The 18,159-nt window shown below is 57.9% G+C and carries 18 protein-coding genes; 12 read left to right on the forward strand and 6 right to left on the reverse strand.

Annotated features, from left to right (window positions below):
* Window positions 1–2 precede the first annotated feature (2 nt).
* The 9 genes from VOM14_RS13015 to VOM14_RS13055 are packed head-to-tail and all read left to right on the forward strand — an operon-like array spanning window position 3 to window position 7,889.
* A complete protein-coding gene (locus VOM14_RS13015; protein WP_327629130.1) occupies window positions 3–1,238 on the forward strand; it encodes an acyl-CoA dehydrogenase family protein in 1,236 nt (411 codons plus the stop codon).
* A 37-nt stretch (window positions 1,239–1,275) separates the two neighbouring features.
* The gene (locus VOM14_RS13020; RefSeq protein WP_327629131.1) at window positions 1,276–2,001 is read left to right on the forward strand and encodes an OmpW/AlkL family protein; all 726 of its coding nucleotides are present in this window, start codon (window positions 1,276–1,278) and stop codon (window positions 1,999–2,001) included.
* 15 nt (window positions 2,002–2,016) lie between these two features.
* Window positions 2,017–2,850, forward strand: a complete 834-nt coding sequence (locus tag VOM14_RS13025; protein WP_327629132.1) for an SDR family oxidoreductase — start codon at window positions 2,017–2,019, stop codon at window positions 2,848–2,850.
* A complete protein-coding gene (locus VOM14_RS13030; RefSeq protein WP_327629133.1) occupies window positions 2,847–3,917 on the forward strand; it encodes a phosphotransferase family protein in 1,071 nt (356 codons plus the stop codon). Before VOM14_RS13025 ends, VOM14_RS13030 begins: the two co-directional genes overlap by 4 nt.
* Before the next feature lies 1 nt (window position 3,918).
* Complete coding sequence (locus VOM14_RS13035) at window positions 3,919–4,614, forward strand: histidine phosphatase family protein (RefSeq protein ID WP_327629134.1); 696 nt, start codon at window positions 3,919–3,921, stop codon at window positions 4,612–4,614.
* Between the two features lie 60 nt (window positions 4,615–4,674).
* Window positions 4,675–5,430 (forward strand): SDR family oxidoreductase, encoded by a 756-nt coding sequence (locus VOM14_RS13040; RefSeq protein WP_327629135.1) that lies wholly within the window; start codon window positions 4,675–4,677, stop codon window positions 5,428–5,430.
* 4 nt (window positions 5,431–5,434) lie between these two features.
* Window positions 5,435–5,944 (forward strand): DUF4442 domain-containing protein, encoded by a 510-nt coding sequence (locus VOM14_RS13045; protein WP_327629136.1) that lies wholly within the window; start codon window positions 5,435–5,437, stop codon window positions 5,942–5,944.
* Between the two features lie 35 nt (window positions 5,945–5,979).
* Complete coding sequence (locus VOM14_RS13050) at window positions 5,980–6,912, forward strand: SMP-30/gluconolactonase/LRE family protein (protein WP_327629137.1); 933 nt, start codon at window positions 5,980–5,982, stop codon at window positions 6,910–6,912.
* A gap of 14 nt (window positions 6,913–6,926) precedes the next feature.
* Window positions 6,927–7,889: a LysR family transcriptional regulator gene (locus tag VOM14_RS13055; protein ID WP_327629138.1), complete on the forward strand. Its 963-nt coding sequence runs from the start codon at window positions 6,927–6,929 to the stop codon at window positions 7,887–7,889.
* Between the two features lie 71 nt (window positions 7,890–7,960).
* On the opposite strand, the gene VOM14_RS13060 is transcribed toward VOM14_RS13055, so the two are convergent.
* The 6 genes from VOM14_RS13060 to purU all read right to left on the reverse strand — a co-directional run bounded on the left by VOM14_RS13060 (window position 7,961) and on the right by purU (window position 14,944).
* Window positions 7,961–8,605, reverse strand: a complete 645-nt coding sequence (locus tag VOM14_RS13060; RefSeq protein WP_327629139.1) for a sarcosine oxidase subunit gamma — start codon at window positions 8,603–8,605, stop codon at window positions 7,961–7,963.
* Window positions 8,595–11,585, reverse strand: a complete 2,991-nt coding sequence (locus VOM14_RS13065; protein ID WP_327629140.1) for a sarcosine oxidase subunit alpha family protein — start codon at window positions 11,583–11,585, stop codon at window positions 8,595–8,597. The genes VOM14_RS13060 and VOM14_RS13065 overlap by 11 nt, the downstream gene beginning before the upstream one ends.
* On the reverse strand, window positions 11,582–11,881 hold the full coding sequence (locus VOM14_RS13070; protein WP_327629141.1) for a sarcosine oxidase subunit delta: 300 nt from the start codon (window positions 11,879–11,881) through the stop codon (window positions 11,582–11,584). The genes VOM14_RS13065 and VOM14_RS13070 overlap by 4 nt, the downstream gene beginning before the upstream one ends.
* A gap of 25 nt (window positions 11,882–11,906) precedes the next feature.
* Window positions 11,907–13,151 (reverse strand): sarcosine oxidase subunit beta family protein, encoded by a 1,245-nt coding sequence (locus VOM14_RS13075; RefSeq protein ID WP_327629142.1) that lies wholly within the window; start codon window positions 13,149–13,151, stop codon window positions 11,907–11,909.
* 73 nt (window positions 13,152–13,224) lie between these two features.
* The gene (locus tag VOM14_RS13080) at window positions 13,225–14,124 is read right to left on the reverse strand and encodes a bifunctional 5,10-methylenetetrahydrofolate dehydrogenase/5,10-methenyltetrahydrofolate cyclohydrolase (RefSeq protein WP_327629143.1); all 900 of its coding nucleotides are present in this window, start codon (window positions 14,122–14,124) and stop codon (window positions 13,225–13,227) included.
* The gene (purU, locus tag VOM14_RS13085) at window positions 14,096–14,944 is read right to left on the reverse strand and encodes a formyltetrahydrofolate deformylase (protein WP_327629144.1); all 849 of its coding nucleotides are present in this window, start codon (window positions 14,942–14,944) and stop codon (window positions 14,096–14,098) included. The genes VOM14_RS13080 and purU overlap by 29 nt, the downstream gene beginning before the upstream one ends.
* A 256-nt stretch (window positions 14,945–15,200) precedes the next feature.
* On the opposite strand from purU, the gene VOM14_RS13090 reads away from it, so the two are divergent.
* The 3 genes from VOM14_RS13090 (at window position 15,201) to VOM14_RS13100 (ending at window position 18,130) form a co-directional block, all read left to right on the forward strand.
* Window positions 15,201–16,520: an NAD(P)/FAD-dependent oxidoreductase gene (locus VOM14_RS13090; protein ID WP_327629145.1), complete on the forward strand. Its 1,320-nt coding sequence runs from the start codon at window positions 15,201–15,203 to the stop codon at window positions 16,518–16,520.
* A gap of 2 nt (window positions 16,521–16,522) precedes the next feature.
* Window positions 16,523–16,870 (forward strand): RidA family protein, encoded by a 348-nt coding sequence (locus VOM14_RS13095; protein WP_327629146.1) that lies wholly within the window; start codon window positions 16,523–16,525, stop codon window positions 16,868–16,870.
* A 111-nt stretch (window positions 16,871–16,981) separates the two neighbouring features.
* Window positions 16,982–18,130, forward strand: a complete 1,149-nt coding sequence (locus tag VOM14_RS13100) for a branched-chain amino acid ABC transporter substrate-binding protein (RefSeq protein WP_327629147.1) — start codon at window positions 16,982–16,984, stop codon at window positions 18,128–18,130.
* Window positions 18,131–18,159 lie beyond the last annotated feature (29 nt).

The raw sequence follows: 18,159 nt of genomic DNA on the forward strand, positions 1-18,159 counted from the left end.
AAATGGATTTCTCCCTTAGCCCCAAGGCAAAAGAGTATCTGGAGAGGATGCGCAAGTTCATCGATGCGCACATCGTTCCGATTGAAAAAGAGTACCGCGAAGAAAACCTGCGCGTGAACACCGACCATAACTGGTCCCAGTGGCGCGTGCTGCCCGTGATCGAGGAACTCAAGGCGAAGGCGCGTGAAGCGGGTCTATGGAACTTATTCCTGCCATCTGAGAGCGGCCTGACCACCTTGGAATATGCGCCGCTGGCCGAGATGACTGGACGTTACGAGTTTTCGGCGGAAGTCTTCAATTGTAATGCGCCTGATACCGGCAATATGGAGGTTTTGCATCATTTCGGTAGCGCGGAACAGAAGGATCGGTGGCTCAAGCCGCTGCTGGCCGGCGAAATCCGGTCCGTGTTCTGCATGACAGAACCGGATGTGGCCTCGTCCGACGCGACTAATATCGCGGCCACCATTCGGGAAGACGGTGACGAACTAGTACTGAACGGCAAGAAGTGGTGGTCTACCGGCATCGGACACCCGAATGCCAGACTTGCCATCTTCATGGGCGTTTCGAGTCCGGACGCGGATCCGCACAGCCGCCATAGCATGGTGCTCGTACCGCTCGATACGCCGGGGGTTCGTATCACGCGGATGCTGCCGACGTTCGGCGAATATGATCCGCCTTACGGGCACGGCGAGGTGGAATTCAATAACGTCCGCGTCCCAAAAAAGAACGTGATCGTTGGACTCGGAAAGGGTTTTCTCATCGCCCAAGGGCGACTAGGTCCCGGGCGCATTCATCATTCGATGCGCGCCATCGGTGCGGCCGAACGCGCCCTGGAGCTGACGATCGCCCGTGCGAGTCGACGCGAAGCCTTTGGTAAGCCCCTCATCAAGCTGGGCGGCAACCTGGAACGTATCGCCAATGCACGTATGGCGATCGATCAGGCTCGTCTGCTGACCTTATATGCGGCTTGGAAAATCGACCATCACGGGGTCAAGGAATCCATGACCGAGATCTCCGCCATCAAGGTGGTGGTGCCCAACGTGCTGCAAACCGTGGTCGACCAAGCTATCCAGATTCATGGGGGAGCAGGAATGTCGCGCGATGTCCCGTTGAGCAACCTTTTCCTGATGGCGCGGGCGCTGCGTTTGGCAGACGGCCCCGATGAGGTGCATCGCGCGATGGTCGCGCGACGCGAACTAGCCAAGTACAAGACAAAAGAGGAATCAGCCGTTTCTTAGAAGCAGTAGCCACTATCAAAAAAAATTTGGAGACGATATGAAGCAGGCAAGCGTGGCACTTGTTCTTTCCATCGCAGCAGTAGCGACTGCCCGTGCCCAGTCCGCAGGATCTTGGGAGGTCAGGACTGGCTGGTTGCATATGTCGCCGCAGGATTCGAGCCAGCCTTTGACCGTGAACGCGCTGGGTCAATCGAGCACGATTCCCAGCAGTGGGGCGAGTATCGAAGATGCAGACACTTTTGCACTGACGGCAAGGTATTACGTGACCAATCACATCGCCGTCGAGACTGTCCTCGGTGCTCCCCCGCAGCTGCATTTTAACGGCACGGGAACGCTCGCCGCGGTGGGCGAACTTGGCACTACGCGTGCGTATAGCCCCGCAATTCAAGCGGAGTACCACTTCGGCGAGCCGTCGGCGCGCTTGCGGCCATACATCGGAGCGGGTGTTTCATACGTCTGGTTCGGAAATACAAAATTGAGCCAACCGGTCGCGACCGGACAGCTTCTCTACTCGCCGACCCTCGGCACGCTGCTCGAAGGGCCGACCTCCGTTTCGTTGAGCAGCTCGTTTGCGCCGCTGATCAACGCCGGCTTGACCTACAACATCGATCGACACTGGTCGGTCGGCGCATCGATTTCCTACATGTGGTTATCGACGAAAGCGACCCTGACGACTCATGCTGCCGTCGGCACAGTCACGACGACCAGCAAGGTAAAGATCGATCCGATCGTCAGTTTCCTGTCGATCGGGTATCGGTTCTAACTCGGAACACTTAGCATGAAACCACAACGCGTTTTCATTACCGGCGGTGCGTCCGGGCTGGGCCGTGAATTAGCGCTTCACTACGCGCACACCGGGGCCAACGTCTTGATTGGCGATATCGACGCCGAACGCGGAGCAGCCGTTGTCGAAGACATCCGCCGGATGTGCGTAAAGTCGCATTACGTATCGTGTGACGTGCGTGAAGAAGGCCACATCGAGCAGGCAGCGCAGTGGTTGCGTGCGAATTGGGGCGGCGTGGATATTGTCATCAACAACGCCGGTGTCGCGCAGATGGGGCCGATTGCAGACACCAGCCTTGAGGACTGGCAGTGGGCGGTGGACATCAATCTGTTGGGTGTCGTGCGCGGTTGCAAGGTCTTTACCCCAATGCTGCGTGCGCAGGGCGGCGGCAAGATCGTTAATGTGGCGTCCATGGCCGGCTTGCTGTATTTGCCGAAGGCGGCGGCCTACAACGCGACGAAGGCTGCAGTCGTGGCGCTGTCGGAAACACTGCAGCTCGAGCTTGCACGAGACAACATCCGGGTCACGGTCGCGTGCCCGGCGTTCTTCCGCACGGATCTGGCCAAGCATATGCGGGCGAGCGACGCTGAATCGGAGCGTTTCACCAAACGGCTCGTGGAGCGAGCGCGAGTGGGCCCGGATGAAATCGCGCGGAAAATCGCCGAGGGTGTCGCGCGCGGCGAGACACATGTTCTGACGCATGGGGATTCTCGCAAGGCTTGGCGCTTGAAGCGGTATCTGCCGTATGCATGGTATCTGAAGTTGATCCGTCGGCAAGTAGCGAAGATCGAGGCTCGGATGCAGCAACGCCGAGAGGTCGCGGCATGACAGGCGCAGCCGTATTGGATCAAGCCGGTGCAGTGCGGAGCGGAGAAGAGTTGGACGCCGTTGCGCTCGATGCGTGGCTCAAGCTCATCCTGCCCGACCTGCAAGGCAAGCCCGAAATTACGCAATATGCTGGTGGGGCGTCGAATTGGACCTATCGCCTCAAATACGAGAGCGACGATCTAATTTTGCGCCGTCCTCCCGCCGGTACGAAAGCTAAGTCGGCCCACGACATGGGCCGGGAGTATCGTCTTCAGCAAGCCTTGAAATCGGCATTCCCGTTTGTGCCGGCTATGCGCGCCCATTGTGCAGATGAATCTGTCATCGGAGCCGAGTTCTACGTGATGGAACGCCTGAACGGCATCATCCCGCGCAGGAACTTGCCAAGAGGGATCGAACTCACCGCGCCCAAAACTCGTCAGTTGTGCCTTGCAGTCCTGGATACGTTGATCTCCCTGCACAAGGTGGACTACAAGGCGGCAGGATTGGAGTCGATCGGCGCCGGCGCCGGATACACGCGGCGTCAGATCGAAGGGTGGAGCAAGCGGTACCGCGATGCGCACACATGGAATGTGCCCAGCGGGGAAAAGATCATGGACTGGCTCATGTCCAACTTGCCGTCGCGCGAGCGGATCTGCATCACCCACAACGATTTCCGCTTCGATAACGTGGTGCTGGACCCGGAGGATCCGACGCGAGTCATCGGCGTGCTGGACTGGGAGTTGGCCACGCTCGGCGATCCGCTCATGGACTTGGGCAATACGTTGGCTTATTGGGTTCAGTCAGACGACGATTTTATGGCTAGTTCCACCCGGCGCCAACCTACGCATTTGCCCGGCATGCTGACACGACGCGAAGTCGTGGAGTACTACTGCAGCAAGATGGGTGTTGTCCCTGAAGACTGGGCATTCTATGAAGTGTACGGACTGTTTCGCCTGTCGGCGATCGTCCAGCAGATCTATTACCGCTTTTATCACAAGCAGACTCGCAACCCGGCCTTCAAGAAGTTCTGGATGATGGTGCATTACCTGCACTGGCGTTGCCGACGGGCGATGAAAGGGAAAGGCTGATATGGCGGCCATTTATCTCATCCGGCATGGTCAAGCTAGCTTCGGGGAGCCCGATTACGACCAGCTTAGCGTGCGAGGCATCAAGCAATCTCAAATGCTGGGCGAGGCATTGTCGCGCGCCGGCATCCAAGTCGAACTCGCGGTATGCGGTGGCCTGAAGCGGCATGGTCAAACCGCCGAGCACGTGCTCGGTGCGATGCGCACTCCGGTGCAGCGGCTGATCGACACCGACTGGAACGAGTACGATCACCAGCGCGTGTTCAGTGCTTATCGTCCGGAGTATGCCGATCAGGAACTGCTGCGACAAGACATGATGAGCATGCCAGATCCACACAGGGCGTTTCAGAGCCTATTCAAACGAGCCGCGTCTCGCTGGATGAGCGGACAGCACGACGTGGACTACCAGGAGAGCTGGAGCGCGTTTCGTGGCCGTTGCGCCGCAGCGCTCAGAACGCTGCAGGATCGGATCTCGGAAACTGGCGAGACTGCTCTGGTTTTTACCTCAGGCGGGCCCATTGCCGCTGTCGTGAAAAATCTACTGGATCTAACCGATATCCGGTGCGCGGAGCTGAGCTGGACGTTGGTGAACTGCGGCATGACCAAGCTGGTCGTGGGAAACCGCAACGTCCGCCTGGCTGCGCTGAATGAGCATACGTATTTCGAAGGCGATCAAGCGGGCCTTCTGACCTATCGCTAGCCCGCGGCACGCGAGCCGTCGTCGAGTCGTTCAGGCACTAACCTCATTTGGCAAATCATCATGCGTAGAAACATTCTTATCACGGGTGCAAGCTCGGGCCTCGGTGCCGGCATGGCTCGGGAATTCGCAAAGCGAAACTACAACCTCGCGCTCTGTGCCCGACGGATCGACCGACTGGAGGAACTCAAGCGGGAACTGCAGGCCTCGTCACCAGGTATCAAGGTCTGGGTCCGTGAACTCGACGTCACCGATCATGACCAAGTGTTTGAGGTTTTCGACGCGTTCCATAATGATATGGGCTTCGTGGATCGGGTCATTGTCAACGCCGGTATCGGTTCGGGCGCGCCGATCGGGAAGGGCAAGTTCAGCGAAAACAAGCGAACAGTCGAAACCAACTTCCTCGCGGCACTCGCCCAGAGCGAGGCCGCCATGGAGATTTTTCGGGGACAGCGCTCCGGTCATCTGATCATCGTCTCGTCGATGAGCGCCATGCGCGGCTTGCGCGGCAGCATGACCGCTTACTCGGCCAGTAAGGTTGGCGTCGCCGCAATGGCCGAAGGCATTCGTGCGGACGTGTTGCGCAATCGCGCCATCAAGGTCAGCACCATCTATCCGGGCTACATCCGGACGGAACTGAATGAAAATACGGCGCCTGGCAAGACTCCCTTCATCATCGATGCCGTGAAAGGTTGCCAGCTTTTGACAACTGCCATCGAAAAGGAGCCGAATACCGCTTATGTGCCCTGGTGGCCTTGGAGACCGGTCGGTTTTCTAATGAAGCGGTTGCCGCTATCTTGGGTTGTCAAAGTGAGTTGAGACCATGGCGATCACGCTTCTTGAGAACGGTCCGCCGAATCGGATCAACAGCTTGCTGGCCAGACTGAGCGGACTGCCACGTGCGTTCCAGTTGCCGTTGTTCAATTTCGTATTCGGACGTTTCTCGCGCTTTTATCGCACGGTCGGTGTGAAGGCTGTGTGCATCAGCCCGTACTGTGTGACGTTGATGCTGGGGAACCACGCTCATGTGCGCAATCACATCCGCGGAATTCACGCGGTCGCCATGACCCTTCCGGCGGAATACGCGGCCGGCATCGTGGTGGCGCAGCATCTGTCGTCGAATGCGGTAGTGGTGCTAAGGCGCTTGCAGATGGATCTGCACAAGCCTATTAGAGGCGTCGTTCGTGCAACGGCGACGCTTAGCCCGGAGCACGGTCGATTCCTGCGCGAACAAGCCGAGGGAAAGATTGAAGTGCCTGTGCTGATCGAAGACGAGAGCGGCCAAACGCCGGTTTCCGGCGTGATGCACATGGCTTGGTTCGCGCGAAAATGAGCGTCGCCTCGACAAACGATACATAGGAGGAGATCATGCCAACGACACTACCGAAGAAACGTATCATTCCGCTCCCCGGCCAGGCGCCGGAAGATGTCGTGGTCGACCGTGAAGGTTGTCTGATCGCAGGCGTCAACGATGGCAGAGTGCTGCGCATCGATCCGCAAAGCGGAAAAGTTCAGCAATTGGCCGATACTGGCGGACGCCCCTTGGGGTTGGAGGTGCTTGCAGATAACCGGATCCTGATCTGTGATAGTCCAAAAGGGTTGCTGGAACTCGATCCCGTCACCGGCAAGCTGAGGATCTTGGTGCAGGAGTACGCCGGCCGACCGCTTCCGTTCTGCAGCAATGTAGTCGCGGCCGACGACGGTACGATATATTTCAGCAGTTCTACCGATCGCTATACAGTGCATGAATGGCGCAAGGACATCGTGGAAAATATCCCCACGGGTCGCCTGTTTCGCCGTCATCCGGCCGGCCATGTCGAGCAACTGCTAGGCGGGCTATATTTCGCCAATGGCCTAGCGTTGGCGCACGACGCATCGTGGATCGTGGTGGCAGAGACGGGAGCTTATCGCTTACGTCGCGTTTGGCTGAAGGGCCCTAAGGCCGGCCGTAGCGAGATCTTTGCAGAACTCCCCGCGTTTCCCGACAATTGCTCGATGAGCGAAGACGGACTCGTGTGGGTCGCGCTGGCGTCACCGCGCAATCCGGCCGTGGATAAGCTGCACAAGCTGCCGCTGCTGATCCGCAAGCTGGCGGCTCGATTGCCTGCCGCCTTGCAGCCCGCTCCACAGCGCGTCACGTGGGCGATGGCCTTTGACGCCGAGGGCCGAGTAGTTCACGATTATCGTTGGACCGACGGGGAATACGGCATGGTCACCGGCGTATGCCAGCACGGTAGCGCCGTTTACCTGAGCAGCCTCGTCGAGCAATCTATCTTTGCCTTCGAACTGACGTCTGGTTAGCGGGCCATGCCGTCATGGGCGTGGATAAGAGAATCGAGCGATTAAGGCTGGAGAATATGGAGCAAAAGAAAATTCACCAGCTGGATCTCAATCTGCTCAAGATCTTCGAAGTCGTTTATCGGGAACGACACTTGAGCCGCGCGGCTCAAAGCCTAGCGTTGACGCCTTCGGCCGTCAGCCATGCCCTGGGCCGTCTTCGAGAGCACCTGAACGACGAACTATTCGTACGAGACGGGCGTTCGATGCAACCGACCGCAACCTGTCTCAGGATGGCGCCTGGCTTACTGGAGCAGTTGGCCAAACTGCTCCAACTGCTCCAGCAGTGGGGGCTGTTCAATCCGGCTGAAACTCGGCAAACCTTTCGTCTTGGTATGCCGGACGCACTTGAGCCGCTGTTGCTGCCTGCGTTGACGCGCGCCTTGGGCGAGCAGGCGCCATTCGCTACCTTGGCGAGCAGCCCGACCGATCGGAAGCGGATGGCGACCACGCTCGCGGCTGGTTACTTGGATTTGGTTATCGACGTGGCACTACCGATGAGCGAGCCGGTCCGGCACCGGCCGCTGTTGGAGGACGCCTTTTGCATCCTGTCTCGGAAAGAACGCAGGGCCGCGCACGGTATCACGATGGCGAACTACCTCAAGGCCAAACATGTCGCCGTATCGACACGCTCGCAAGGCACGGTTCTTGAAGACGTCGCCTTATTGAATCTCGGCCTGCAACGCAATATTTCGGTGCGCTGCCAGAACTATTATTCAGCCTGTCGAATCGTCGAGCACTCGGATTGCCTGCTCACCATGCCGGCAAGACTGGCTCGGCAAATCGATACGACCAAGTCCTTGGCCCAGCTCGAGCTGCCTTTTTCCTTGCCGCCGGTGCAGCTTCATATGTATTGGCATGCAAATAGCGACATGGATTTCGCCAATCAATGGTTCCGCCAGCTGATCGCCGATACGGAGGAGCACACTGGGTTCGAATGAGCGCCGGTGATCGGCCCGGCAATGGGAACGAAACAGCGACATCCCATGGAGAAGAGGCGTTCGCAGCCCACTCACGCGCCGACGGTATCAACCAGCATAGATACAACGTATTCAGCAAAGCTCCGACGTACGACCAACTCCCACTGCTCTGGTCCCGTCGCCAACAAAAGAATCGCGGCTTTAAAAAAGTAGCTTTGGGCGCACTGCCCAGGACCGAATACCGAAGGATGCAAATCGAGCGGACAACCTCGCGCAAGCGCTTCGGCTGCATGCCGCCCAGACAGGGAAAGGGTAGTGTATCCGCTGCTCACGTCCACGGCTGATGCGAATAGATCGGCAAAGGACGCTAGGATGCAAGCTTCGATCGAAGCCCGTTGAGGCTTTCTGGACTGGGCAAGCCATTCATCAGGTCCCAACCAAATGACCCTATAGCTTTCTCCGTCACGGAAAGTATTCGCTGTGATTGGTAGCTCACCCCCCAGCTTGTCGCGGATGACGGTTGCGAACCGTGGATCGTCCTTCTCCCCTCGTAGCGTGACGAGATCGAGAAACGGACGTTCCTGCAACGCGAGTTTTCCTGCGTAGTTCGCCGAGAAGGGGTTATGCCCGTCACGCTTCATTTCGATCAACGGAGATTCCATGCTCGGGTCCGCAACCTGACGAAGTGCCGGCGGCTTCTCTACTGCGAGATTCGGCTGGCCGAGTTCATTCAACATTTTGACGAGTTCCTTCCTTGTCGTAAAACACCGGACTTGTCACTTCGGACTTCAATGTTCGACCATCGGGTAGTGGAACGTAGACGTGCTGTCCCATCATCGAATGGCCGCCTTTCAACACAGCCATTGCGATTGAACGGCGAAGGATCGGGCTGAAATAGCTCGAAGTCACATGGCCCAGCATCGCCTTACTATGCTCCGACGCCACGACTTGGCTACCTTCGGGAATCACATCCGCAGGATTCGAGGTTAATAAGCCGATGAGCTGCTTGCGGCCAGCTCCCGCGGTATGCGATCGGCTCAGAGACCGCTTACCTAGAAAGTCCTTCGCCTTGGACACAAGACCGCCCATTCCGAGATCGATCGGCGTCATCGAACCATCTGTGTCCTGGCCGACGATGATGAAGCCTTTCTCCGCTCTCAGTACATGTAGTGCTTCGGTTCCGTATGGTGTGATCGAATATTCGCGACCAGCCGCCATCACCGCTTCCAAGACGCCGCGGCCGAAATTCGCGGGCACATTGACTTCGTACGCGAGTTCCCCCGAGAAGCTGATTCGCATGACGCGGGCCGCAACGCCTGCCACCGTTCCAGTCCGAGAGCTCATGAAGGGAAAGCGTACGGCATCAAAGTCGATGTCAGCGCAAATCTTTTTGAGTACCTTGCGGCTGTGCGGACCGACGAGCGCGATCGTAGCCCAATGGTCGGTCACCGACGTCAGTCGAACACGAAGATGCGGCCATTCGGTTTGAAGCCAGCGTTCCAGCCAGTTCATGACGCGACCGGCGCCTCCGGTCGTGGTGGTCATCAAGAAATGGTTCTCGGCTAATCGGACGGTGACGCCGTCATCGAACACCATTCCGTTTTCATTGAGCATCAGTCCGTATCTGGCGCGGCCGACTTCCAGCTTGCTCCAGGCATTCGTGTAAACCCAGTTCAGGAACTGCGCTGCGTCGGGACCTTGAATATCGATCTTACCGAGCGTCGATGCATCCTGGATTCCGACGCCAGTCCGCGCAGCGAGGCACTCTCGGTTGACTGCGTCATGCATGCTTTCGCCAGCGCGCGGAAAATACCATGGACGCTTCCAGTTGCCGACATCCTCGAAAACGGCGCCGTGTTCGACGTGCCATTCGTGAAAACAGGTCTTGCGGATAGGATCGAACGTATCTCCGAGTTCGCGGCCTGCGAAGGCACCGAAGGTCACGGGGGTGTAGTTGGGGCGGAACGTGGTGGTTCCCGTCTCGGGAACGGTTTTTCCCAAGGCATTGGCAAGTATGACCATGCCATTGATGTTTCCTAGCTTGCCCTGGTCGGTTCCGAAGCCCATCGCCGTGTATCGCTTCACGTGCTCGATCGACTCGAACCCCTCGCGTGCCGCCAGGAAGATGTCAGCCGAACTGACGTCGTTCTGAAAATCAACGAACTGCTTTGGCCCCCGCGTTGCGGTTCGCTCGTCGCCGACGAGCCAAAGGGGAAGCAGCGGCATTTCAATCGAGCGGGGAACGGCTACTCCGCCAATATTTGATGGGTTAAATCCCGCCGATCGAAGCACAGCCGTTACGACTGTAAGACTTTCCTGAAGCGCTGCTTGTAAACCGAACTTCCCATTGGCTGCGCCGACGGTAGTTTCCGCTTGGACGCTTTCGCCCGGCAAGAAGCACGCAAGCGCGTCGTCCCATTTTGCCTTTCCACCCGATTGGGCGAATAGGTGGATCGTCGGGCTAAAACCGCCCGACAGGGCGACGAGATCGCAAGTGATATTGCGTGTCTTGCCGTCAAGCGCGCCGTTCGAAAAGTGGCTGACATCGACCGACTTGACCTTGGTCTTGCCTTGGGCTGCAACGATCGCGGTGTTGTTCAGAATCTTAATGCCTGCGTTGCGAGCTGCTCGCGCCAACGTACCGCTGTTTTCAGGACGTGGGTCGATGATCGAGACGTGCGCACCGGCTGCGCGCAAGTCGAGCGCGCTACGGTAACCAGCGTCATTGTTGGCGAACACCACGGCATTGCGCCCTGGCAGTACCGCGTAGCGGTGGATGTATGACGAAACCGCGGACGCCAACATGACGCCGGGCAGGTCGTTGTTTCCAAAAACGATCGGTCGCTCATGCGCACCGGTTGCCAACACGACGTGGCGGGCTCGTATTTTCCAAAGCAACTCGCGCGTGCCTTTTCGCTGCATGAGCGGCAAATGATCGGTCAGCCGCTGCGTGACCGTCACAAGATTGTGGTCTTGATATCCGAACGCCGTTGCCCGAGTCAGGATCGTAACGTTCTCACAATCGTTAAGCTCAGCGTGGATGTCGCTTACCCACTTAATGGGGGGCTTGCCGTCAAGCTGATATGACGTCGAAAGCAGGCTGCCGCCCAGTTCCGGCTGATCGTCGACGACAATGGTCCGCGCGCCCGACGACGCGGCAACGCGAGCGGCAACAAGTCCGGCGGGACCGCCACCCACAACGAGCACATCGCAATGAGCGAATCGCTTGTCGTAGCGATCGGCGTCCATGACCTCCGGGGCTCGCCCGAGCCCTGCGGCCTCGCGAATGGCAGACTCATAACGAGGCCAGAATCGCCGCGGCCACATGAAGGTCTTGTAGTAGAAGCCGGCCGGAATGAAAGGGGCGATTCGCTGGTTAATCGCCATGCGGTCGCGTTCAAGGGATGGCTCGGCATTCACACTAGCGGCCACCAATCCCTCGTAGAGTTCGATTTCAGTTGCGCGTGCATTCGGTACCGAATAGGCGCCACTTTCGAGCTGAACGATCGCGTTCGGCTCTTCAACGCCCGCAGTCATGATGCCGCGGGGGCGGTGATACTTCCAGCTTCGCGCCACAAAGTACACGCCGTTCGCGAGCAAAGCCGATGCGAGCGTATCGCCCCGGCGCCCCTGATAGCGACGACCATTGAAGGTGAAATTTACGATCGTGCCGCGGTCGATGCGGCCACCGGTCGAAAGACGAGACTGTTCACTCATTCCTGGTCAACCCTGCGGTCAGATTGCACGTGGGCCGTCGGCCCGATTTTTTCGAAGGAATCAAACTTGTAGGTTACCGTGTCGCGCGTCGCCTTGAACCACCGTCGACAACCTTGCGCGTGAAGCCACATTTCGTGGCTTTTGCCTCGAGGGTTTTGCCGCATAAAAATGTAGGTCCCCCATTCGCGATCCGTTAGGTCGTCACTGCTCAAAGGCCGCACGATATCCGCTTCGCCACCGTAGGAGAATTCCGCTTCGGCGCGATCGCCGCACCAAGGGCAGGTAATCAATAACATCTTCTGTCTCCCGAATCGAAGCCCGTCAATGCGCGACGCCAGCGGCGCCGTGCTCATCGATCAAATGCCCGGTGTAGAACCGCTCGACGGAGAATGGCGCGCTAAGGCTATGGTGCCGATCGGTAGCGATCAGGTGCGCCAGGACCCACCCTGAGCCGGGTGTGGCCTTGAAGCCTCCGGTTCCCCATCCGCAGTTGAAGTACAAACCCTTCACATCGGTTTTCGTGATGATCGGACAGGCGTCGGGAGAAATGTCGACGATTCCTCCCCACTGCCGGTTCATGCGGACACGAGAAAAGATCGGGAACATTTCGAGGATCGCCGCGATGGTGCCTTCGACAATATGAAAGCTGCCTCGTTGTCCGTAGCCGAGGTATTGATCGATGCCGGCGCCGATGACAAGGTCGCCTTTGTCCGACTGGCTGATGTAGGCGTGAACCGCGTTGGACATGATGACGGTATTCAACACCGGCTTGATAGGCTCGGAGACGAGCGCCTGCAGAGGATGGCTTTCGATCGGCAGACGCAGGCCAGCCATATCGGCGAGTGAGCTCGTGTTGCCCGCAACGACGACTGCAACCTTCTTTGCTCGGATATATCCGCGTGTGGTTTCAACGCCTTGAACGCTTCCGTCGCGGCGGTCAATGCCGATCACCTGGCAGTTTTGGATGATGTCGACACCCGCTCGGTCCGCGCCCCGTGCGAACCCCCAAGCGACTGCATCGTGGCGCGCTACGCCAGCGCGACGTTGGATGGCGCCGCCCATCACCGGGTACCGGCAGTCGAGATTGATCGCTGGCTCCAGCTCCTTGATCTGTTCGCGCGTGATAAATTCGGCGTCGATGCCGTTAAGTCGGTTCGCATTGACTCGTCGATGAGTGTCGCGAACCTCCTGCAGCGAGTGCGCGAGACTGATCACGCCGCGTTGGCTGAACATCACGTTGTAGTTGAGATCTTGCGATAGCCCTTCCCAGAGCTGCATCGCTTTCTCGTACAGTGCGGATGACTCATCCCAGAGATAGTTGGAACGCACGATCGTCGTGTTTCGCGCCGTGTTTCCACCCCCAATCCATCCTTTTTCGAGCACCGCGACATTGGTAATACCATGCTCCTTCGCAAGGTAATAGGCGGTCGCAAGTCCATGCCCGCCACCGCCGACGATGACGACGTCATATTCGCGCTTAGGCTGCGGGCTTTTCCATTGGCGTTCCCATTTCTCGTGATAGGACAACCCGTTGCGAACCAGGCTGAATATCGAATACCGACTCATTTGAACAACCTCGAAGATGGGAACTCGGGCGTCGTGCGTGACGTTACCGTCGCCGGTTTGTCGGCCGATATCGTCATGCTTTAGCGCCCTGTTGCGCGCGACGCGCCGCCAAAAGTGTGTTTTGCAGAAGCATCGCAATGGTCATCGGGCCAACGCCGCCGGGCACGGGAGTGATGGCAGAGGTGAGCGGGCTGACTTGACCATAGTCGACGTCACCCACGAGCGTCGCCTTCCCGGCGGCATCCAACTCGCGATTGATACCGACATCGATGACCACCGCGCCTTTCTTGACCCACGAAGCGTTCACGAGCTTTGGAACGCCAACGGCGGCGATCAGGATATCGGCCTGTCTGGTCAAAGCCTCTGGTTCAGCTGTCCTGCTATGAACGATCGATACGGTACAGTTCGCGTTGATCAGGAGCTGTGCTAGCGGTTTTCCGACAATGTTCGAACGCCCGACGACTACCGCATGCTTGCCCGAGAGATCGGGGCCGATCGCTTCTTTGATGAGCCTCATCACGCCCAGTGGGGTGCACGGCACCAGCGCGGTTTCGATCGCCCCCGTCGAAAGCCGCCCGGCGTTCGCATAGTGGAACCCGTCGACATCCTTTACGGGATCGATGGATTCGATGACTCTTTTGGCGTCGATATGCCGCGGAAGAGGCAACTGAACGAGAACGCCATGGACCACGGGATCCGCATTCAACTCCGCGATAATGCGCAGAAGTTCCGCTTCCGATACGTCTGCGCTCAAATCTATCTGGCGAGACAAGAAGCCGCATTCTCGGGCCCTGGTGCTTTTGTTTCGCACGTAGACGGCGCTAGCCGGGTCGCTCCCGACCAAGACGACGGCGAGGCCGGGCGTTATTCCTTCATGCTCAACGCTGTTACGCACTTCCGCTACGATGTCGGCGGCGATCTTTTGTCCGTTGAGGATTAAGGGCTTAGGAGAAGACAATCGTACGATGTCCATTGAGAAGCACTCGATGTTCAAGATGTAATTTGACCGCTTTCGCCAGTACCTGGCATTCCGTGTCGCGACCGATCGCTACCATGTCGCTTGCAGTTGCTGTGTGATCGACGCGGCAAATGCCTTGCTCGATGATCGGTCCTTCGTCCAGTTCCGCGGTGACGTAGTGCGCGGTGGCGCCGATCAATTTCACGCCGCGGTCATGGGCCTGGTGATAGGGGCGGGCACCTTTGAAGCTCGGGAGGAACGAATGATGAATGTTGATCACGCGGCCGGCGAGCCGAGTCGACAGCTCGTCGGTCAAGACCTGCATGTAGCGGGCAAGGATGACCAGATCGACGGCTTGCTCAGAGACGAGATCGAGAAGTCGGGCCTCTTGCTGGACTTTGGTCTCCGGGGTGATGGGCAGGTGATGGAACGCAATGCCCTCATGTTCGACGCGGCGCCGAAACGTTTCGTGGTTGGACACGATCCCGACCAGTTCCATCGGAAGCTGCTCGGTACTGTGTCGGTACAACAGATCGTTCAGGCAATGCCCCAATTGCGAAACCATAATTAGCACGCGCGGCTTCACCGCCAGGTCGAATAGGTCCCACTCCATTTCATACCGCGTTGCGACCTCGGCAAACGCCTGGCGAAACGATGAAATCGTCATCTCCGGCGGTGTCTGAAAACATACACGCATGAAGAAGCGACCATGCTCGGCATCGACGAACTGACCGCTTTCGACGATGTTGCCGCCTTGTTTCGCAATGCATTCGCCGACCGCTCCGACAATCCCGCGTTTGTCGACGCACGAAAGTTTCAGGACGATTTTCTTCATTTACGTTTCATTCCTTCAGGTAATGACCGCACCCGCGGTTGCCGCAACGTTGCATCGCTAAGTTGGACGCAAGACTACGAAGCCAGCATGTCTGTTGCAAACGAAATCACGGCATGGGGGTATGTCGGGATGGAATGGTGCGGTGGTTCACCCTGTTGGATTCCATCATGGAATGGCGTCGTTCCAAGGATTCGTTTGTCGGAAACGCTTGTTTTGACCATGCTCCGTCGTGCAGGCATGCATTTCGGAGAATCAAATGGTACGGGTAGAAAAGTTTCCCCGCGTCGATGGAACCCTTGGCTGGCTTGAGACGGCGCCGTCCTCGCGGGACCCACTCGGGGAGCAGATACGGGGACAGCATGAATTTGACGTTGCAATCATCGGAGCGGGGTTCACGGGTATCTCGACGGCGCTGCGGTTCGCCGAACTGAACCCATCCGCGCGCATCGCGCTGATCGACGCACTACGCGTGGGGGAAGGGACGTCCGGGCGCAATGCCGGCTTTTTGATCGATGTTCCACACAATCTCGACGGTGGGAAGACCGACGCTGACGAAGCTCGTCTTCTCTACGGGCTGAACACCTTCGCGATACAGCGGCTACGGGAATACAAAGACCGCCTCGACATTCCGTACTGGTGTGAGTCGGGAAAGTATTTAGCGGCGCATGAGTCTGAAAACCTGAGCGCGTTGAAAGAGTTTGCGGACATGCTCGGCACGGCCGGGTTCGACCACGAGGTGCTTGCGGGGGAGGGCCTCCGACGCAGGCTGGGTACGGACTACTATTTGTCCGCGGTCTACACCCCTGGGAACGTTCTAGTCAATCCGGCTGCCCTCGTTCGGGGCCTCGTCAAAGCGCTGCCGAAGTCGGTCGTGCTGTTTGAGAAAAGCCCGGTGACAGGTATCGAATACGGCCCTCCGCATAGGCTCCGATTTGTCGGCGGCAGCCTCTCCGCTCGCACGGTGATCCAAGCGACGAACTCCTTCTCCGAAGAGTTCGGCAAGCTGTCGAATCGCTTGGCGCCAGTGTTCACCTATGCGAGTTTGACCCGCCGGCTTTCCGACGACGAGATTCGGGACCATTTCAAAAATGTTGCACCGTGGGGAGTCACGTCTGCGCATCCGGCCGGCAGCACGGTTCGCTTTACGGTCGATCGGCGCCTGTTCGTTCGGAACACGCTTCACTTCCTTCCTGAATTGAACGCATCACCCCAACGTCTGGAAGAGGCATGGCAACAGCATCGACGCTCCTTCGAGGCCCGCTTCCCGCAGCTCACAACCGTCGACTTCGAGTACACATGGGGCGGGATGTTAGCGATGACGTTGAACCATGCACCGGTGTTTTCGTCGCCCGGCGATGGTGTTTATGTGATGGCGGGCTGCAATGGTGTCGGGGTAGTGAAGGGGACATACCTTGGCTATTACATGGCCGACTATATATCCGGCATAAAAAGCAAAAATCTTGATTTCATTTTGAAGAACTCTGGGCCGTCCTGGGTTCCGCCGGATCCGTTAAGAACCGTCGGCGCACGGTTTCGGCTCGGAAGAGAAGCCGGCCACGCAAAAGGAGAGGTTTAAACATGATCACGCGATTTGACTCAAACGATCGAATGTCGCAGGCAGTTAGATATGGCGATTCGTTCGAGACAGCCGGCCAAGTAGCGCGCGACACGTCACGCGGCATCGTTGAGCAGACGCATGACGTACTGGATGCAATCGACGGCCTTCTGAAAAAACTAGGCGCCACCAAGGATGAGCTGACCCGCGTGCAAGTCTGGTTGTCAGACATGAGTCACTTTGACGAAATGAACGTGGTTTACGAGAAGTGGCTAAGCGGCCACGCTAAGCCGGTGCGAGCCTGCGTGGAAAGTCGTCTAGCGGACCCAGCGTATCTCATAGAAATGCAGGCATTCGGATTTTTGGGTTAGCGATTGGTTCACTTTGATTGAGAAATATCCTTGCGTGGAGGGCAGGGGGGCGAAGTTACGGTGTGTTGGATTTTTATTCGAATAATCTTTATATTGTTAGGAGACGTTTAAATGAAAAATCTTGGTGCCACTGCGAATAAAGTTTTGGCCATCGCCGCTTTGACGTTGATCGTCCATCCAGCAGTTCATGCGGAGGAGATCGTTAAGATCGGTGTATCGGGGCCGCTTACCGGTGGAAGCGCCGCAAGCGGAAAGGACATCGAGAACGGCGTCCGCTTGGCGATCGACGAAGCCAATGCGCAACATCCGATGTTCGGCAAGGAAGCGGTCAAGTTTGTCATTGATTCGGTCGATGACCAAGGCGACCCGCGTGTCGGGGTACAGGTTGCACAGAAGCTCGTCGACGACGGCGTCTCCATGGTTGTCGGTCCCTATAACTCAGGTGTTTGTCTTCCGGCATCTCAAGTGCTTGCTTCGGCCGGGGTTCCGCTCATCACGCCTGCTGCCACGAACCCTCAGATTACGCTGCGAGGTCTGAAAACGGTGTTTCGAATCATCCCGACCGATGCGCAAAACGCGGGTATCGCTGGAAAGTATGCGGTCACGGTGACCAAGGCAAAGCGCATCGCCGTACTGGATGATCGGACAGCGTTCGGGCAGGGCGAAGCGGAAGAATTTGTTAAGGCCGTTAAGGCGGCCGGTGGCCAAATCGTTGATCAAGAATACACGAATGACAAGGCCGTCGATTTCCGAGCGCAGCTGACGAATATTAAGTCTGCAAATGCCGACCTGGTATTCTTCGGCGGGCTCGACGATCAGGCAGGATTAGTCGTGAAGCAGATGAAACAGCTTGGGATGCGTACACAATTCCTCGGCGGCGGAGCTGTCGCGGACACGGTCTTCACAAAAGTGGCTGGCGCTTCGGCGGAAGGGGCGATGGCTTGGGAGTACGGTCGTCCTCTTACCGAGCTTCCGCACGGCGCTGAGTTTGCCGACAAATACAAGAACAAGTTCGGCATTGCCAACCTCACTTATTCGCCGTTCGCCTATGATGCAACTTGGCTCGCCATCGAGGCGATGAAGAAGGCCGGTTCGGCAAAACCCGCCGCACTTGTCGCGGGCCTCGATAGCACGAACTATGCGGGCATCACGGGCAATATCGCATTCGACGCCCATGGTGACTTGAAGAATCCGAGTTCGACGCTCTATCAAGTCAAGAATGGGGACTGGCAGCCCGTTACGACGACGAGCGCTCACTGAGGTCCGCGATTTGCACCGCGCGGACCGGC

It is taken from the genome of Paraburkholderia sp. MPAMCS5, from assembly GCF_036016995.1.
Classification (GTDB): Bacteria; Pseudomonadota; Gammaproteobacteria; order Burkholderiales; family Burkholderiaceae; genus Paraburkholderia.

Excerpts from the sequence above, each read along its gene's own strand:
- VOM14_RS13075 (WP_327629142.1), bottom strand. The coding sequence starts at position 13,151 with ATGAGTCGGTATTCGATATTCAGCCTGGTTCGCAACGGGTTGTCCTAT.
- VOM14_RS13065 (WP_327629140.1), bottom strand. The coding sequence starts at position 11,585 with ATGAGTGAACAGTCTCGTCTTTCGACCGGTGGCCGCATCGACCGCGGC.
- VOM14_RS13040 (WP_327629135.1), top strand. The coding sequence starts at position 4,675 with ATGCGTAGAAACATTCTTATCACGGGTGCAAGCTCGGGCCTCGGTGCC.
- purU (WP_327629144.1), bottom strand. The coding sequence starts at position 14,944 with ATGAAGAAAATCGTCCTGAAACTTTCGTGCGTCGACAAACGCGGGATT.
- VOM14_RS13020 (WP_327629131.1), top strand. The coding sequence starts at position 1,276 with ATGAAGCAGGCAAGCGTGGCACTTGTTCTTTCCATCGCAGCAGTAGCG.
- VOM14_RS13070 (WP_327629141.1), bottom strand. The coding sequence starts at position 11,881 with ATGTTATTGATTACCTGCCCTTGGTGCGGCGATCGCGCCGAAGCGGAA.
- VOM14_RS13100 (WP_327629147.1), top strand. The coding sequence starts at position 16,982 with ATGAAAAATCTTGGTGCCACTGCGAATAAAGTTTTGGCCATCGCCGCT.
- VOM14_RS13045 (WP_327629136.1), top strand. The coding sequence starts at position 5,435 with ATGGCGATCACGCTTCTTGAGAACGGTCCGCCGAATCGGATCAACAGC.
- VOM14_RS13050 (WP_327629137.1), top strand. The coding sequence starts at position 5,980 with ATGCCAACGACACTACCGAAGAAACGTATCATTCCGCTCCCCGGCCAG.
- VOM14_RS13055 (WP_327629138.1), top strand. The coding sequence starts at position 6,927 with ATGGGCGTGGATAAGAGAATCGAGCGATTAAGGCTGGAGAATATGGAG.
- VOM14_RS13015 (WP_327629130.1), top strand. The coding sequence starts at position 3 with ATGGATTTCTCCCTTAGCCCCAAGGCAAAAGAGTATCTGGAGAGGATG.
- VOM14_RS13035 (WP_327629134.1), top strand. The coding sequence starts at position 3,919 with ATGGCGGCCATTTATCTCATCCGGCATGGTCAAGCTAGCTTCGGGGAG.
- VOM14_RS13090 (WP_327629145.1), top strand. The coding sequence starts at position 15,201 with ATGGTACGGGTAGAAAAGTTTCCCCGCGTCGATGGAACCCTTGGCTGG.
- VOM14_RS13095 (WP_327629146.1), top strand. The coding sequence starts at position 16,523 with ATGATCACGCGATTTGACTCAAACGATCGAATGTCGCAGGCAGTTAGA.
- VOM14_RS13025 (WP_327629132.1), top strand. The coding sequence starts at position 2,017 with ATGAAACCACAACGCGTTTTCATTACCGGCGGTGCGTCCGGGCTGGGC.
- VOM14_RS13060 (WP_327629139.1), bottom strand. The coding sequence starts at position 8,605 with ATGTTGAATGAACTCGGCCAGCCGAATCTCGCAGTAGAGAAGCCGCCG.
- VOM14_RS13030 (WP_327629133.1), top strand. The coding sequence starts at position 2,847 with ATGACAGGCGCAGCCGTATTGGATCAAGCCGGTGCAGTGCGGAGCGGA.
- VOM14_RS13080 (WP_327629143.1), bottom strand. The coding sequence starts at position 14,124 with ATGGACATCGTACGATTGTCTTCTCCTAAGCCCTTAATCCTCAACGGA.